Source organism: Streptomyces glaucus (assembly GCF_039533365.1).
GTDB lineage: Bacteria > Actinomycetota > Actinomycetes > Streptomycetales > Streptomycetaceae > Streptomyces > Streptomyces glaucus.
Map to the genome: position 1 here is coordinate 1 of NZ_BAAATK010000030.1, position 16,877 is coordinate 16,877.

The window sequence follows — 16,877 nt, forward strand, 5'->3', positions numbered from 1 at the left end:
CGTGCCGCGCGCCGGGCTCGCGGAGCTGGGCGCGGCCTGGCGGGAGGCGTCGGCGGCGGCGCGCGCGGCCCTGGCCGAGCCGCGGCTCGGCCCGGTCGCCGAGTGGGCGTCGATCGGCCCGTACCGCCTGCTCACCGCGTTGCCGCCGGGCGCCGCCCGCGATCCGGCCGCGGGCGCCCTGCTGGCCCCCGCCCACCGCGAGCTGGCCCGCACCGCCGAGGCCTACCTCGACTGCGCGGGCCAGGCCGCCCGTACGGCCGCCGCGCTCGGCATCCACCGCCAGACCCTCTACTACCGCCTCTCCCGCGTCGAGCAGCTCACCGGCCTGGACCTGGACGACGGCGAGGACCGGCTGCTGCTGCACATGGCGCTCAAGGCGGCGCGGCTGTGACGGGCGGCCCCCGCCCGGCGTGATCGACACCAACTTATGAAAACGATTGTCATCGTGCTACGGTCGTCGCGCGCTCAACCATTGACCAGCCCTTTACCCGGAGTGTCCCGTGCGCGTCCCCGTCCGCTTCCTCCCCCTGTCCGCGTCCGCCGCGGCCCTCGCGCTGCTCACCGGATGCTTCTCCGCGACGGGTTCCGGTGACGCCGGCGCCGAGGGCGGGCGGATCCGCGTCGCGATGATGCAGCCCCCGCGCTCGGGCCTGTCCCCGCTCTCCGACGACGCCTTCAAACTCTCCCGCTGGTCGACGGCGGAGACGCTGGTGAAGCTGGACGCGCAGGGCGACGCCCGGCCCGCCCTCGCCACCGGGTGGACCCGGTCCGGCCGCAGCTGGACGTTCACGATCCGCGACGGCGTCACCTTCCACGACGGCTCGAAGCTCACCGCCGAGGCCGTGGTGCGCTCCCTCACTAGGGCCGCCACCGCCTCCCCCAAGCCCCGCATCCTCGACGGCGTGGACCTGACCGCGCGGGCCGACGGGAACCGGGTCGTCGTCACCACCGCCGTCGAGGACCCCCTCGTCCCGCAGCGGCTCAGCTCCCCCCAGCTGTCGATCCTCGCGGCGAAGGCGTACCGGGGGAAGACCGTGGACCCGGTCGGCGCGGGCACCGGCCCCTTCGAGCTGACCGAGGTCGACGGCACCTCCTCCGCCTCCCTCGACCGCTACGACGACTACTGGGGCGGCCGGGCCGAGGCCCCCGGCATCGACGTGACGTTCGTGCCGGACGGCACCGCCCGCGCCGCCGCCCTGCGCAGCGGCGAGGCCGACATCGTCGAGGCGGTGCCGGTGTCCCAGGCGGCGCTGCTCGACGAGGACCTGATCACCGAGGTGCCGATGCCGCGCACCAACACCCTCTACCTGAACACCGCGAAGGGCGCCTTCCGGGATCCCGCGCTGCGGGCGGCGGCCCGGGAGGCGATCGACGCGGAGTCGATCGTGAAGGGGGTGTACGAGGGACGCGCCGACGTGGCCGAGGGGCTGCTCGGCCCGGCGCTCCCCTGGGCGGCCGAGCTGCGCGAGCCGGTGTCCCGCGCGAAGGCGGGCCGACCCGCCGGCCGGACCATCACCCTCGGCACCTTCACCGACCGGGCCGAGCTGCCCGAGGTGGCCGCCGCACTGCAACAGCAGCTCCAGAAGGCCGGGTTCCGGGTGAAGCTGGACGTCCGCGAGTACGCCGCCATCGAGTCCGACGCGCTGGCCGGCGAGTTCGACGCGTTCCTCCTGTCCCGGGCCACCGTCCTGGACTCCGGCGACCCGGCCGCCTACCTCTACAGCGACTTCGCCTCCGACGGCTCCTTCAACATCTCCCAGCTCGCCGACGCGTCGGTGGACAAGGCGCTGCGCAAGGCCGGTGAGACGCCGACCGGCGACGACCGCCGCGCGGCGGTCGTCGCCGCCGAAGCCGCCGTGCTGGCCACCGACGCGGCGGTGCCGATGCTCCACGAGCGGGTGATCCAGGGCGACGCCGCCGACGTGGTCGGCGCCGCCCACGACCCGCGCGAGCGGGAGCTCGTCACGGCGGCCACCCACCTCGGGTGAGGCCCACCGCGGCGGGGTCGACCCGCGTCCTCGCACTCGCCGCCGTCCTGGCCGCCGTCGGCCTGCTGCCCTGGCTCTCCGGCCGGGACCCGGCGCTGACCGTGCTGCGGGCCCGCTCCGCCGAGCAGGAGCCGACGCGGGAGGCCCTGGACGCCGTACGGCGGGACCTCGGGCTGGACGCCGGGCCCCTCGCCCTGCTGGGGAGGTGGGCCGGCGGTACGGCGCGCGGCGATCTCGGCACGTCCTGGGTGTCGGGGGCCGAGGTGCTGCCGTCGGTGGTGTCCGGACTGCAGGTCTCGCTGGCCCTGATGGGCGCCTCGCTCGCCGTGGCGGTGCTGCTGGCCTGCGCGCTGGTGGCGCCCGTCCTGGTGCGGGGGCGCGCCTCGGGCGGGGCGTTCGCCGCCATGCTGGCCGCCGTGCCGGAGTTCCTGCTGGCCACGGTCGCGCTGCTGGTGTGCGGGGTGTGGCTGGGGTGGCTGCCGACGTCCGGCTGGCACGGGCCGGAGCACATGGTGCTGCCCGCCGTCGCCCTCGGCGTCCCCGCGGGCGGGCTGCTCGGCCGCCTGGTCGCGGACGCGCTGCCCGCCGTGCTCGGCGAGCGGTGGGTGGAGCTGTGGCGGGGCGCGGGGGTGAGCCGGGCCCGGATCGCGGCCGCCGCGCTGCGCCGCGTACTGCCGCCGCTGGTCCCGCAGTCCGGCATGGTCGCCGTGGGACTGGCGGGCGGCGCGGTCGCGGTGGAGACGGTGTTCGCGGTGCCCGGCATCGGGCGGACGGCGCTGGGGGCGGCCAAGTCGCAGGACCTGCCGCTGCTCCAGGGCGCCGTCCTGGCCCTGCTCGTCCTCGGTCTGGTCACCGGCGCGCTGGCCGCGCTGGCACGGCGCCGGCTGCTGGGGCCGGCCCTGCGCGACGCCGGGCTCGCGCTGCCCCCGGCCCGGCCGGTGCGCGCGCACCCGGCGGTGCCGGTGGTCCTCGCCGCCGTGCTGCTGGCCGCGGTCGGCTGGGGTCTGCTGCGCGACCCGTACGCCGTCGACACCACCGCCCGGCTGGCGGCGCCCTCCTGGGCGTACCCGCTGGGCACCGACGGACTCGGGAGGGACGTGCTGGCGCGGCTCGGACACGGGGCCGCCTCGACGGTCGGCACGGCGGCGGCGGTCTGCCTGCTGAGCCTGCTGGCCGGACTGGCCCTGGGTTTCCTGCCGGGGTTCGCGGCGGGCGCGGCGGACATCGCCAACGCCCTGCCGCCGGTGATCGTCGGCATTCTGGTCGCCGCGGCGGCCGGGCCCGGCACCGGCGGGGCCGCCCTCGCCGTCGCTCTGATCTCCTGGCCGCCCCTGGCCGCGCACGCGGCGGCGCTGGTGCAGGAGGTGCGGGCGTCGGCGTTTCTCACCGCGCAGCGGGCCATCGGCGCGTCGCCGGCCTGGATCCTGACCCGGCACGTCCTGCCGTCGGTGGCCGCGCCGGTCGCCCGGCACGCCCTGCTGCGGCTGCCCGGCATCGCCCTCGCCCTGGCCTCCCTCGGCTTCCTGGGCCTGGGCGCGCAGCCGCCGGCGCCCGAGTGGGGCCTGCTCCTCGACGAGTCCCGCGCCTACGTGGAACGCGCCCCCTGGGCCGCCCTCGCCCCCGCCGTCGCCCTGGCCCTCCTGGCGGGCCTCGCGGTCTCGGCGTCGTCGCTCACCCGCCCCCGCCGCACCTCGGGAGCGGCCGGCCGACGCCCGGTGCGCTCCCCGGCACGCCCCGCTGCGGCCGGCGGACCCTGCCGGCTGCCGTCCCCGGCCGCGCCCGGCGCCCGGCCGGGCGCCGGCCCCGTCCCCGCCCCGGCCCGGAAGGAGCCCGCCGGTGAAGCCTGACGCCCCGGCCCACGAGCCGCGTCCCGCGCCCTTTCCCGGCGAGGATCCCGAGGCGCCCGCCCCCCTCCTCTCCGTGCGGGACCTCCGCGTCTCCTTCGACGGCGTCGAAGTCGTCCGCGGGCTCTCCTTCGACGTCCGCCCCGGCGAGGCGTTCGGCGTCGTCGGGGAGTCCGGCGCCGGCAAGTCGCTCACCGCGCGGGCGCTGCTCGGCATGGTGCCGCGCGGCGCGACGACGAGCGGCGGCGTCCTGCTGCGGGGCTCCACCGACCTCGCCGCCGAGCGCGGACGGCGGATCAGCCTCGTCCCGCAGGACGCCCTGTCCGCGCTCTCCCCCGTCCACCCGGTCGGCGACCAGCTCGCCGCCGCCGTGCGGTCGGTGCGGCGGGTGTCCCGGCGCGAGGCGGCGGCGCGGGCGGTGGCGGCGCTGGAGCGGGTCGGCATCCCGGACGCCGCGCGCCGGGCGCGGGCGTATCCGCACGAGTACTCCGGCGGCATGCGGCAGCGCGCGGTGATCGCCATGGCGACGGTCAACGAGCCCGACGTGGTCGTCGCCGACGAACCGACCACCGCGCTGGACGAGGAGCGCCGCGAACAGGTGCTGCGGGTGCTGGCCGAGCAGCGGGAGGCGGTCGGCGCCGCGCTGGTCCTCGTCACGCACGACCTCGACGTCGTCCGCCGCCACGCCGACCGCGTGCTGGTGATGTACGCCGGCCGGGCGGCCGAGACCGGCCCCGCCGGCCGGGTGCTGGCCCGCCCCCGCGCCCCCTACACCGCGGGCCTGCTGGCCTCGCTCCCCTCATCGGACGGCCCGCCCCGCCGCCGCCTCCCGGCGCTCCCGGGCTCCCCGCCCGCGCCGGGCGCCCTCGGCACCGGCTGCGCCTTCGCCCCGCGCTGCCCGCTGGCCGCGGATCCCTGCCGGACGCGTGAACCGGAGCCGCAGCCGCTGGACGGACGGCTGGTCGCCTGCCACCGGGCGGCCGACGTCCCCGACCCGATCCGGGAGTTCCTGTGACCGAGCCACTGCTGGACGTCCGTGACCTGGTGGTCCGCTACGGCCCGGTGACGGCCGTCGACCACGTCTCCTTCGCGCTGGAGGCCGGCGAGACCCTCGCCCTCGACGGCCCCTCCGGCTGCGGGAAGTCCTCCACCGCGCTGGCGGTGCTCCTGCTGCGCCGCCCCGACGGCGGCGAGGTCCGCTTCGAGGGGCGCGAGCTGACCGGCCTGACGGAACGCGAACTGCGCCCCCTGCGCCCCCGTATGCAGCCCGTCCTCCAGGACCCCTACGGCTCCCTGAGCCCCCGCCACCGCATCCGGGACGCCGTGGCGGAACCGCTGAAGGTGCAGGGCCGCTGGAACGCCGACGACGGCCCCGCCCGCGTCGCGGAACTCCTCGAACGCGTCGGCCTGGACCCGGCGTACGGCGACCGGCGCCCGCACGAGCTGTCCGGCGGCCAGTGCCAGCGGGCCGGCATCGCCCGCGCCCTGGCCTGTGAGCCGCGGCTGCTGGTCCTGGACGAACCGGTGTCGGCGCTGGACGCGTCGGTCCGGGCCGGCGTGCTGAACCTGCTCGCCGACCTCCAGGACGAGCTGGGCCTCGGCTACCTGTTCATCTGCCACGACCGCGCGGTCGTACGGCACTTCGCGGACCGCGTGGTCGAACTGCGCGAGGGACGCGTCACGTCCGAGTGGCGGCCTCGATCACCCGGCGCAGCCCTTCGGTGAGCTGACCGGCCTCGGGCGCGGTCTTCGGGTCGAAGGTCCACTGCGCGATCAGTCCCGTCATCAGCGTCAGATAGAACGCCCCGAGGGTGTCCGTCGTCTCGTCCGAGACGTCCTCCTCGCGCCCGCCCATGAGCAGCGGGACGATCCCCCGCCCGGCCTCCCGCTGGGCCCGCGCGAGATGGTCGCGCACGTCCGGCATCCGGTCGCCCATGGCCAGGATCTCCATGCTGAGCCGCCACACACTGCCGGGTTCCCGCATCGTGTCGATGATGTTCGACCAGACCCGCTGGAAGCGCTCGACCGAGCCGGGTTCGGTGCCGTCCAGCACGGACCGGTCGCCCTCGAAGGCGTCGCCCAGCCCTTCGACCAGCGACACGTACGCCTGCGCGAGGAGCGCGTCCTTCGAGCCGTAGTGGTAGCCGATCGACGCGAGGTTGGTCCCCGACTCCTTGACGATGTCCCGCGCGGTCGTCCGCGCGAACCCCTTCTGCAGCAGGCAGCGCTTGGCGCCCTCGAGCAGATCCTCACGGTGTCCCATGGAGTCACCCTACCCCTCGGTCCATACACCCGTCCCATACGGAGGTCCTATACAGTCGTCATATACAACCGTACTAGACAGCAGTATAAGACGTGCGTACAGTCCCGGACATGACGACGAACCCACCCCGCGCCGGGCGCCGCGAATGGACCGCCCTCGCCGTGCTGATGCTTCCGCTGCTGCTGGTCTCGATGGACGTCTCGGTCCTCTACTTCGCGATTCCGGCCATCAGCGCCGACCTCGAGCCCACCGGCACCCAGCAGCTGTGGATCTTCGACATCTACGCGTTCGTGCTGGCCGGTCTGCTGATGACGATGGGCTCGCTGGGCGACCGCGTCGGCCGCCGCAGGCTTCTGCTGACCGGCGCGGCGGCCTTCGGTGCCGCCTCGCTGGTGGCGGCGTACGCGAACAGCGCCGAGACGCTGATCGTGGCCCGCGCGGTCCTCGGCATCGGCGGCGCGACCCTGATGCCCTCGACGATGGCCCTGGTCCGCACGATGTTCACGGACCCCGGGCAGCGCGCGAAGGCCGTCGGGCTGTGGTCCGGCGTGATGACCGCGGGCATCGCGCTGGGCTCGGTGATGAGCGGTGTCCTGGTCGAGTACTTCTGGTGGGGCTCGGTCTTCCTGGTCAACCTGCCCGCGATGGCCCTGCTCCTGGTCCTCGGCCCGGTCCTGCTGCCGGAGTCGAAGAATCCGCACCCTGGCCGCTTCGACCTGCTGAGCGTGCCGCTGTCGATGGCCGCCGTCCTGCCCCTGGTCTACGGCCTGAAGGAGATCCCGTCCGAGGGCTGGCACGTGCGCTACGTCATGTCGGTGACGGTCGGCCTGCTGTTCGGCGCGCTGTTCGTGCACCGTCAGCGCACCGCGGCGTCCCCGCTGATCCCGCCGGCGCTGTTCCGCGGCCACGGCTTCACCCCGGCGGTCGTCCTCAACCTGGTGTCGGCCTTCGGGCTGATGGGCTCCTCGTACTTCACCACCCAGTACCTCCAGTCCGTCCTGGACAAGAGCGCGCTGGAGGCGGCGCTGTGGGCCCTGCTGCCCTCGGTGTTCATCGGCTTCGCGGCACCGCTGGCCATGCGGCTGGTCCAGCGGGGCGTGGAGCGGGCGTACGTCGTCGCGGGCGGCTTCGTGGTCGCGGCGTGCGGTTACGCGCTGCTGGTCCTGGCGGACACCGGTTCCCTGTGGCTGGTGCTGGCCGCGTGCGGTGTCATGGCCGGCGGCATCGTCGCCGTGATGTCCCAGCTAACCGACCTGGCCCTCGGCGCCGCCCCGGTCGAGAAGGCCGGGACGGCCTCCTCCCTCATGGAGACCGGAACGGAGTTCGGCGGCGCCCTGAGCATGGCGGTCCTCGGCTCCATCGGCACGGCCGTCTACCACCACGAGATGCCGGCCTCGGCACCGGACGCGGCCCGGGAGACCCTGGGCGGCGCACTGGCGGTCGCCGGGCAGCTGCCCCAGTCCGCGGGCCAGGCGCTGGCGACGGCGGCGCGGAAGGCGTTCACGAGCGGGATGCACGGCGCGGCGATCGCCGGAGCGGTGCTGCTGCTGGCCGCGGCGGTACCGGCGGCACGCGCGCTGCGCGGCATCCGGGTGCGCGAGACCGCGGACACGCAGAACGCCGGACGGGCCGATGCGATCAGCCCGTCCGGCGTGTGAGCGTGTGAGGACGAGGCCCGTTCAGGGCCTGAGCGGGGGTCCGGGGACGGCCCCCGCAGGGGCGGTCGCCTCAGACCAGGTTGACCGACCGGGCCGACGTCGCGCCGATCTCGGCCGCGACCTCGGACAGCACGCCCTGCGGCACCGTGTCGTCGACGGTCAGCACCGCCAGCGCCTCGCCGCCGGCGACCGCGCGGGACACCTGCATGCCGGCGATGTTGATGCCGGCCTCGCCGAGGATCCGGCCGACCGTGCCGACGACGCCGGGACGGTCCTCGTACCGCAGCACCACCATGTGGTCGGCGAGCGCCAGGTCGACGTCGTACTCGCCGACCGCGACGATCTTCTGGACGTGCTTGGGGCCGGTCAGCGTGCCGGAGACCGAGATCTCCTCGCCGTCCGCGAGCGTGCCGCGCACGGTGACGACGTTGCGGTGGTCGGCCGACTCCGAGCTGGTGGTCAGCCGCACCTCGACCCCGCGCTCCTGGGCGAACAGCGGCGCGTTGACGTAGGACACCGTCTCGTCGACGACGTCCTCGAACACGCCCTTGAGCGCGGACAGTTCGAGCACCTTCACGTCGTGCTGGGTGATCTCGCCGTACACCTCGACGTCGAGGCGGACCGCGACCTCGCCGGCGAGCGCGGTGAAGATCCGGCCCAGGCGCTCGGCGAGCGGCAGACCCGGCTTGACGTCCTCGGCGATGACCCCGCCCTGGACGTTGACCGCGTCCGGCACCAGCTCCCCGGCGAGGGCGAGCCGCACCGACTTGGCGACGGCGATACCGGCCTTCTCCTGCGCCTCGTCGGTGGAGGCGCCGAGGTGCGGGGTGCACACGACCTGGTCGAACTCGAACAGCGGCGAGTCGGTGCAGGGCTCCTTGGCGTACACGTCGAGGCCCGCGCCGGCGACCCGGCCCTCCTTCAGCGCCGAGTACAGCGCCTCCTCGTCGACGATCCCGCCGCGCGCGGCGTTGACGATGCGCACGCTCGGCTTGACCTTGCGCAGCGCCTCCTCGCCGATCAGGCCGAGCGTCTCGGGGGTCTTCGGCAGGTGGACGGTGATGAAGTCGGAGACCTCCAGCAGCTCGTCCAGCGACAGCACCTTGACGCCCATCTGCGCGGCCCGCGCGGGCTGCACGTAGGGGTCGTAGGCGACGACCTTCATGCCGAAGGCCGACATGCGCTGTGCGACGAGGGCGCCGATCCGGCCCAGACCCACGACGCCCAGGGTCTTCTCGGCCAGCTCGACGCCCGTGTACTTGCTGCGCTTCCACTCGCCGTTCTTCAGCGCGGCGTTGGCCTGCGGGATGTTGCGGGCGGTGGCGATGATCAGGCCGCAGGCGAGCTCGGCGGCGGTCACGATGTTGGAGGTGGGGGCGTTGACGACCATCACGCCGGCCTTGGTGGCGGCGGCGACGTCGACGTTGTCGAGGCCGACGCCGGCTCGTGCGACGACCTTCAGCCTGTTCGCCGCGGCGATCGCCTCGGCGTCGACCTTGGTGGCCGAGCGGATCAGGATCGCGTCCACGTCGGCGATGGCCTGGAGCAGTTCGGCTCGGTCTGCTCCGTTGCAGTGGCGGATCTCGAAGTCCGGCCCAAGCGCGTCGACGGTGGCGGGCGACAGCTCTTCAGCGATGAGTACCGTGGCTTTTCGACTGGGGTACGAGCTCACGTGGGTCCTCACATGTCCAGTGCGGACGGCCGTCCCGACGGCCGCAGGCGGTGGAGGGGTGCTAGCCGCGTGGAAGACGCACGACGCTGTGGGCCTGACGCGTATGTGTGCAGCAGTGTAGTGGCGCCGGTGGCGTCGTCTTACGCCGCTTCGGAAGGTTCACCCGTCCGTGGCCGGACGGATCGGACAACGCCGTACCACCGACGTTACCCGGGGTTCGCCGAAGGGGCCGGAGCGGAACGTCCCGGCCCCTCGGGCGGTCGGCTCACGCCTCCTCGTCGACCCAGCTCATGAGCTTGCGCAGCTCCTTGCCGGTGGTCTCCAGCAGGTGCTCGGAGTCCTGCTGCTTGTACTCGCCGTACTTCTTCAGGCCGCCGTGGTACTCGTCCATCCACTGCCGGGCGAAGGAGCCGTCCTGGATCTCGGCGAGGACCTTCTTCATCTCGGCCTTGGTGGCGTCGGTGATGATCCGCGGGCCGGTGACGTAGTCGCCCCACTCGGCGGTCTCGGAGATCGACCAGCGCATCTTCTCCAGGCCGCCCTCGTACATGAGGTCCACGATCAGCTTCAGCTCGTGCAGGCACTCGAAGTAGGCGATCTCCGGCTGGTAGCCGGCCTCGGTCAGCGTCTCGAAGCCCGCCTTGACCAGCGCGGCCGTGCCACCGCACAGGACGGCCTGCTCACCGAACAGGTCGGTCTCGGTCTCCTCGGTGAAGGTCGTCTTGATGACGCCGGCGCGGGTGCCGCCGATGCCCTTGGCGTACGACAGGGCCAGCGCGAAGGCGCCTCCCGTGGCGTCCTGCTCGACGGCGGCGATGCAGGGGACGCCGCGGCCCTCCTCGTACTGACGGCGCACCAGGTGGCCCGGGCCCTTGGGGGCGACCATGCAGACGTCCACGCCGGCCGGGGGCTTGATGAAGCCGAAGCGGATGTTGAAGCCGTGGCCGAAGAAGAGGGCGTCGCCGTCCTTCAGGTTCGGCGCGATGTGCTCCTCGTAGACCTGGGCCTGGATCGGGTCCGGGACGAGGATCATGATGACGTCGGCCTCGGCGGCGGCCTCGGACGGGGTCACCACGCGCAGGCCCTGCTCCTCGGCCTTCGCCTTGGACTTGGAGCCCTCGTGCAGACCGACACGCACGTCGACGCCCGAGTCGCGCAGCGACAGGGCGTGGGCGTGGCCCTGGCTGCCGTACCCGATGACCGCGACCTTGCGGCCCTGGATGATGGACAGGTCGGCGTCGGCGTCGTAGAACAGCTCGGCCACTTTGGGTTCTCTCCTTGTGTGCAGGTGTCGCGTCCCACCGTATGCCGGTGGGCGGAAGGGAAGTCTTCGGGTCTCGGAATACGGGCGGCCGGTGCGCCGGCCGCCCGTTCCGGGTGCTACGCCGACCGGTCCAGGGCGCGCAGCGACCGGTCCGTGATCGAGCGGGCGCCACGGCCGATCGCGATCGTGCCGGACTGGACCAGCTCCTTGATGCCGTACGGTTCCAGCATCTTGAGCATGGCGGACAGCTTGTCGCTGGATCCGGTGGCCTCGATGGTCACGGCCTCCGGGGAGACGTCGACGGTCTTGGCGCGGAACAGCTGGACGATCTCGACGATCTGCGAGCGCGTCTCGTTGTCGGCGCGCACCTTCACCAGGACCAGTTCGCGCTGCACGGCCTGCGCCGGGTCCAGCTCGACGATCTTGAGCACGTTGACGAGCTTGTTGAGCTGCTTGGTGACCTGCTCCAGCGGCAGGTCCTCGACGTTCACCACGATGGTGATGCGGGAGATGTCGGGGTGCTCGGTGACGCCGACGGCGAGCGAGTCGATGTTGAAGCCGCGGCGGGAGAACAGGGCGGCGATCCGGGCGAGGATGCCCGGCGTGTTCTCCACCAGGACGGAGAGCGTGTGCTTGGACATGTCTGGGGTTCCTCTTCGCTCTTCCTGGCTCAGTCGTCTTCGTTGTCGCCGAAGTCGGGGCGGACGTCCCGGGCGGCCATGATCTCGTCGTTGGAGGTGCCGGCGGCGACCATCGGCCACACCATCGCGTCCTGGTGGACGATGAAGTCGACCACGACCGGGCGGTCGTTGACGGCGTTCGCCTCCTCGATCACCTTGTCGAGGTCGGCCGGGTCCTCGCAGCGGATGGCGTGGCAGCCCATGGCCTCCGCCAGCTTCACGAAGTCCGGGACGCGGGTGCCCCTGGCCTGCGGGTTGATGTCGTCGGGCCCGGAGTGCAGCACCGTGTTGGAGTACCGCTGGTTGTAGAAGAGGGTCTGCCACTGGCGGACCATCCCGAGGGCCCCGTTGTTGATGACGGCGACCTTGATCGGGATGTTGTTCAGGGCGCAGGTGGTGAGCTCCTGGTTGGTCATCTGGAAGCAGCCGTCGCCGTCGATCGCCCAGACGGTCCGGTCGGGCGCGCCGGCCTTGGCGCCCATGGCGGCCGGGACGGCGTAGCCCATGGTTCCGGCGCCGCCGGAGTTCAGCCAGGTGCGCGGCCGGTCGTACTCGATGAAGTGCGCGGCCCACATCTGGTGCTGGCCGACGCCCGCCGAGAAGATCGTGCCCTCGGGGGCGAGCTGCCCGATGCGCTGGATGACCTGCTGCGGGGAGAGCGAGCCGTCGCCGGGCTGGTCGTAGCCGAGCGGGTAGGTCTCGCGCCAGCGGTTCAGGTCGTTCCACCAGGCGGCGTAGTCGCCCCGGTGGCCGTCGGCGTGCTCCTTCTGGACGGCCTGGATCAGGTCGGCGATGACCTCGCGGGCGTCGCCGACGATCGGCACGTCGGCGGCGCGGTTCTTGCCGATCTCGGCCGGGTCGATGTCGGCGTGCACGATCTTGGCGTGCGGGGCGAAGCTGTCCAGCCTGCCGGTGACGCGGTCGTCGAAGCGGGCGCCGAGGGCGACGATCAGGTCCGACTTCTGCAGCGCGGTGACGGCGGCGACGCTGCCGTGCATGCCGGGCATCCCCAGGTGCAGCGGGTGGTTGTCGGGGAACGCGCCGAGCGCCATCAGGGTGGTGGTGACGGGCGCGCCGGTGAGTTCGGCGAGCACCTTCAGCTCGGCGGTGGCGCCGGCCTTGAGGACACCGCCGCCGACGTACAGCACGGGCCGCCGGGCGGAGCCGATCAGCTTGGCCGCCTCGCGGATCTGCTTGGCGTGCGGCTTGGTCACCGGGCGGTAGCCGGGCAGGTCCATGATGGGCGGCCAGGAGAAGGTGGTCTTCGCCTGGAGGGCGTCCTTGGCGATGTCGACCAGGACCGGGCCGGGGCGGCCGGTGGAGGCGATGTGGAACGCCTGGGCGATCACCCGCGGGATGTCCTCGGCCTTGGTGACCAGGAAGTTGTGCTTGGTGATCGGCATGGTGATGCCGACGATGTCCGCCTCCTGGAAGGCGTCCGTGCCGATCGACGACGAGGCGACCTGGCCGGTGATCGCGACCAGCGGCACGGAGTCCATGTGGGCGTTGGCGATCGGGGTGACGAGGTTCGTCGCGCCGGGGCCGGACGTCGCCATGCAGACGCCGACCTTGCCGGTGGCCAGGGCGTAGCCCTCGGCCGCGTGCCCCGCGCCCTGCTCGTGGCGGACCAGGACGTGACGCACCCGGCCGGAGTCCATCAGCGGGTCGTACGCCGGAAGGATCGCACCGCCGGGAATGCCGAATACCGTGTCGGCGCCGACCTCCTCGAGCGAGCGGATGAGGGACTGCGCGCCCGTGACGTGCTCGACGGAGGCGGACTGCTGTCCAGAGGGACGGGGCCGCGGCTGCGGATGGTGAGCCCCGGAGGCCTGCTCGGTCATCGGCAATCTCTTCTCGGTGCTGAGGGCTTGTGCGAAGTTTGTACGGTATTCGGCTGATGCTCGGGCCGAGAGCTGCTCGCGCCCGTGCAACAAAAAACCCCTCGTGCCGTCAGGCAAGCGAGGGGAGCGCGCCGGTGGGGGTCGCTGGGGATTCCGGGTGGTACCGGTGGATCCCAGCTTCAGCCGACGCGCTGTCCAAGTACGAGAATTCGGGTGCGCATGGCATCGACCCTCCCCCCGGCGCGCGCCCACTGTCAAGTGGGTGGGACGGGAGTCTCATCATGTGAGCGAAGGGCCGTGCCGCCGCCGAGGACCGCCGGGATCCCCGTGGCGACGCCACCGGCCATCCCGCTGGAGTACACCCCCGCGCCGCCGCCCGCGAACGCCGGCTCGGCCGGCCCGTGCGGCACCGGATACCGGCCGGCGCCGAGCACCCGGCGCAGCCGGTACTCGTCCAGCGGCCCGGAGAAGGCCATGCCCTGCCCGTGGGTGCAGCCCATCGCGCGCAGGGCGGCGGCCTGCTCCGGCAGGTCCACGCCGTCGGCCACGGACTGCAGCCCGAGGTCGGTGGCGATGCGGAGCAGCCCGCTGGTGATCTTGTGCAGGCGCGCGGACTCGACGACGCCCTCGACCAGGCCGCGGTCGAGTTTCAGCACGTCGACGGGGAGCCGCCGGAGGGCCGTGAGCGACGCGTAGCCGCTGCCGAAGCCGTCGAGCGCGATCCGGACGCCGACCCGCCTGAGGGCGTTCAGCCGGCGCTCCAGGTCGTCCAGGCCGACCCGCGGATCGACGTCGGCCAGCTCGATCAGCAGCGCCCCGGGCGGCAGTCCGTGCCGGGTCAGCAATGCCTCGACGGAGCCGAACGGCATCGAGCGGTCCAGCAGCCGGCGGGCGCTCATGCGGACGGCGACGGGCACGGACAGGCCGGCCGCGGCCCGCTCGGCCGCCTGCTCGACGGCTTTCTGGAGCACCCAGCGGCCCAGCTCGGCGGCCTTGTCGCTGTCCTCGGCCACGCGCAGGAACTCGGCCGGGGTGAACAGCACCCCCTGGGAGGAGCGCCAGCGCGCCTGGGCGCAGACCGACGCGATCCGGCCGTTCTCCAGGCACACCACCGGCTGGTGCAGCAGGGTGAACTCGCCGTCGTGCAGCGCGGCGCGCAGCCGCGTGGCCAGCTCGGCCTTGCGGACCACGTCCTGCTGCATCTGCGGCTTGTACAGCTCGACGCGGCCCTTGCCGCCCGCCTTGGCGCGGTACATGGCGAGGTCGGCGTTGCGCAGCAGCTCGCCCGCGCCGAGGCCGGGTTCGGCGAAGGCCACGCCGATGGAGGCGTTGACCCGGACGTCGTTGCCGTCGATGAGGTACGGCTGCGACAGCGTCACCCTGAGGCGGTCGGCGAGCTCCAGGATGTGCCGTTCCCGGGCGGCCCGGTCGCGGGTGCCGTCCCCGACGATCAGGGCCGCGAACTCGTCGCCGCCCAGCCGGGCGGCGGTGTCGCCCTGCCGGACCGCGTCCTGGAGTCTGCGGGCGGCCTGGACGAGCAGTTCGTCCCCGGCCTGGTGCCCGATCGTGTCGTTGACGGCCTTGAAACCGTCCAGGTCGATGAAGAGCACCGCCGTGTTGCGCAGGGCGACGCCCCGGTCGGAGGCGCGGCGGCCGGACAGGGCCTGCTGGACGCGCTTGGTGAACAGGGCGCGGTTGGGCAGGTCGGTGAGCGGGTCGTGCTCGGCGCTGTGCTGGAGCTGTGCCTGGAGGCGCACTCTCTCGGTCACGTCCCGGCTGTTGAAGATGAGGCCGCCGTGGTGGCGGTTGACGGTGGACTCGACGTTCAGCCAGCCGCCACCGCCGGAGCGGAAGCGGCACTCGATGCGGGTGGTGGGTTCCCGGACCGGGTCGGCGGCGAGGAAACGGCGCACCTCGTGCACGACGCAGCCGAGGTCCTCCGGGTGGATGAGGCCTGCCAGTTCCGTGCCCACGAGCTCCTCCGCGGGGCAGCCGTACACACCGGCGGCGGCCGGGGAGACGTACCGGAGGACGCCGTCGGGCGCGGCGATCATGATGACGTCGCTGGAGCCCTGCACCAGGGAGCGGAAGTGGTTCTCCTTCTGCGCCAGTTCCTGGGTGAGGATGATGTTCTCGAGCAGCATGATGCCCTGGCGCACCACGAGGGCGAGGACGACCGTGCCGCCGGTGATCAGCACCACGCGGTCGACGCTGCGGCCGTTGAGCACGTTGTAGAGGATCCCCAGCGTGCAGACCGCGGCGGCGAGGTAGGGCGTGAGCGCGGCCAGCGACCCGGCGATGGGCCGGGGAGCCGGACAGCGGCCCGGCTCCCCGTCCTGCGCCGGTGCGGGGCGGGGGCCGGCGCCGCGCTGTCCGGGCACGTGCTCGTGGACCACGCGCGTGTACCCCTCGTCCTGCGGCGGCTGCCCGTGCCGGGACGCGGCCCAGGGGGCGTACGCCAGCAGCAGGGAGCCGGCGAACCAGCCCGCGTCGAGCAGCTGACCGGAGCGGTAGCTGTCGTGCAGCAGCGGCGAGGTGAACAGGGCGTCGCACATCACGGTCAGCGCCAGCGCGCCGATCGCGGTGTTGACCGCGGGCCGGTACACCGCCGAGCGCCGGAAGTGCAGCACGAGCACCATGCTGATCAGGACGATGTCGAGCAGTGGGTAGGCCAGCGACAGCGCCGTGTGCGCCACGCTGGTCCCGTCGGCCTTCGCGGCCTGCGCGAGCGCGAGGCTCCAGGACAGCGTCAGCAGGGAGCCGCCGATCAGCCAGGCGTCCAGGGCGAGGCGGACCCAGCCCGCCCTGGAGGCCGGCCGCTTGGCCAGGACCAGCAGACCCACGATGGCGGGCGGCGCGAAGCACAGGAAGAACAGGTCGGCGTACGAGGGCGCGGGCACGGGACGCCCGAGGACGACCTCGTACCACCCCCAGACCCCGTTGCCGAGGGCCGCCATCGCCGAGGAGAGGGCGAACAGCAGCCAGGCGGCCCGGAAGCGGACGCGGCGGCTGCGGGCGTGGAGCAGGCAGGACACGGCCGCGGCGCCGGCCGCGGCGCTCAGTCCGAAGTCGCCCATGATCAGTGCCAGTCGGTCCGAACCCCAGCCGAACGCGGAGCCGACGGCGTAGGCCGCGCAGACCAGGGCCAGGGCGAGCTGGGGGACCAGGCCCGGCCCGCTGTCGGGGGCCGGCGGGCGGGGCAGCGGCGTCCTCGGCGAAGGCCGGGTCCGCAGCGCTCGGTCGAGGGTGGGGGGCGGGGCTGCGTTCACCGGGCCCTCCTGGTGGTCGCCGCTGCCGGGCCCCGAAGGTCCCGGCGCGTGGGGTGGACCTGCCTGTCGCGGCTGCCGTGCCCGCGGTGGTGATGGCCGTGGTGGCCGTGGTGGTCGCCGTGCCGGCCGCGCCTGTGCGTGACCGTGCGCCAGGGTCGCCGTCGGCGGACCCGCCGCGTGGGATCGTTCGTCCATAGGCCGTGCATCGCCCGTCGCCCCCCTCACAGTTCTGACGTGTTCGTCCCCGGCGCCGAACGGTGCGCGGCGCAGCCCCTGTCGGGACGATACACCAGTCTCGTCACTCAGGGACATAGCTTCTCTACTCTCCGTGACTGCCAGCGGATATGCGGGTACCCACCGCATCCGGAGGATCGCGGAGGGTGCCCGAAGTGGATGAC

General features: G+C 73.5%; 12 protein-coding genes. 6 read left to right on the plus strand and 6 right to left on the minus strand.

The features are described from left to right. The 5 genes from ABD363_RS21330 to ABD363_RS21350 form a co-directional block, all read left to right on the plus strand. Window positions 1-391: PucR family transcriptional regulator (locus ABD363_RS21330; protein ID WP_344605977.1), on the plus strand; the 391-nt coding region annotated here is incomplete at its 5' end. Between the two features lie 109 nt (window positions 392-500). After that, window positions 501-1,988 (plus strand): ABC transporter substrate-binding protein, encoded by a 1,488-nt coding sequence (locus ABD363_RS21335; protein ID WP_344605979.1) that lies wholly within the window; start codon window positions 501-503, stop codon window positions 1,986-1,988. Continuing rightward, window positions 1,985-3,835 (plus strand): ABC transporter permease subunit, encoded by a 1,851-nt coding sequence (locus ABD363_RS21340; RefSeq protein ID WP_344605981.1) that lies wholly within the window; start codon window positions 1,985-1,987, stop codon window positions 3,833-3,835. Before ABD363_RS21335 ends, ABD363_RS21340 begins: the two co-directional genes overlap by 4 nt. Window positions 3,836-3,908: 73 nt before the next feature. Further along, window positions 3,909-4,847, plus strand: a complete 939-nt coding sequence (locus tag ABD363_RS21345) for an ABC transporter ATP-binding protein (protein WP_344606101.1) — start codon at window positions 3,909-3,911, stop codon at window positions 4,845-4,847. After that, the gene (locus tag ABD363_RS21350) at window positions 4,844-5,557 is read left to right on the plus strand and encodes an ATP-binding cassette domain-containing protein (RefSeq protein ID WP_344605983.1); all 714 of its coding nucleotides are present in this window, start codon (window positions 4,844-4,846) and stop codon (window positions 5,555-5,557) included. The genes ABD363_RS21345 and ABD363_RS21350 overlap by 4 nt, the downstream gene beginning before the upstream one ends. Here the strand turns inward: ABD363_RS21350 and ABD363_RS21355 are convergent. After that, a complete protein-coding gene (locus ABD363_RS21355; protein WP_344605985.1) occupies window positions 5,511-6,095 on the minus strand; it encodes a TetR/AcrR family transcriptional regulator in 585 nt (194 codons plus the stop codon). The genes ABD363_RS21350 and ABD363_RS21355 overlap by 47 nt on opposite strands. 110 nt (window positions 6,096-6,205) lie before the next feature. On the opposite strand from ABD363_RS21355, the gene ABD363_RS21360 reads away from it, so the two are divergent. Further along, window positions 6,206-7,753, plus strand: coding sequence for an MFS transporter (locus ABD363_RS21360; RefSeq protein WP_344605987.1), 1,548 nt, complete (start codon window positions 6,206-6,208; stop codon window positions 7,751-7,753). Between the two features lie 70 nt (window positions 7,754-7,823). On the opposite strand, the gene serA is transcribed toward ABD363_RS21360, so the two are convergent. The 5 genes from serA to ABD363_RS21385 all read right to left on the minus strand — a co-directional run bounded on the left by serA (window position 7,824) and on the right by ABD363_RS21385 (window position 16,479). After that, complete coding sequence (serA, locus tag ABD363_RS21365; RefSeq protein WP_344605989.1) at window positions 7,824-9,425, minus strand: phosphoglycerate dehydrogenase; 1,602 nt, start codon at window positions 9,423-9,425, stop codon at window positions 7,824-7,826. A 265-nt stretch (window positions 9,426-9,690) separates the two neighbouring features. After that, the gene (ilvC, locus tag ABD363_RS21370) at window positions 9,691-10,689 is read right to left on the minus strand and encodes a ketol-acid reductoisomerase (RefSeq protein WP_344605991.1); all 999 of its coding nucleotides are present in this window, start codon (window positions 10,687-10,689) and stop codon (window positions 9,691-9,693) included. 116 nt (window positions 10,690-10,805) lie between these two features. Continuing rightward, window positions 10,806-11,330 (minus strand): acetolactate synthase small subunit, encoded by a 525-nt coding sequence (gene ilvN, locus ABD363_RS21375; protein WP_344605993.1) that lies wholly within the window; start codon window positions 11,328-11,330, stop codon window positions 10,806-10,808. A 29-nt stretch (window positions 11,331-11,359) separates the two neighbouring features. Continuing rightward, on the minus strand, window positions 11,360-13,210 hold the full coding sequence (locus tag ABD363_RS21380) for an acetolactate synthase large subunit (protein WP_344605995.1): 1,851 nt from the start codon (window positions 13,208-13,210) through the stop codon (window positions 11,360-11,362). Window positions 13,211-13,464: 254 nt separating this feature from the next. Further along, a complete protein-coding gene (locus ABD363_RS21385; RefSeq protein WP_344605997.1) occupies window positions 13,465-16,479 on the minus strand; it encodes a putative bifunctional diguanylate cyclase/phosphodiesterase in 3,015 nt (1,004 codons plus the stop codon). Between the last annotated feature and the right edge of the window lie 398 nt (window positions 16,480-16,877).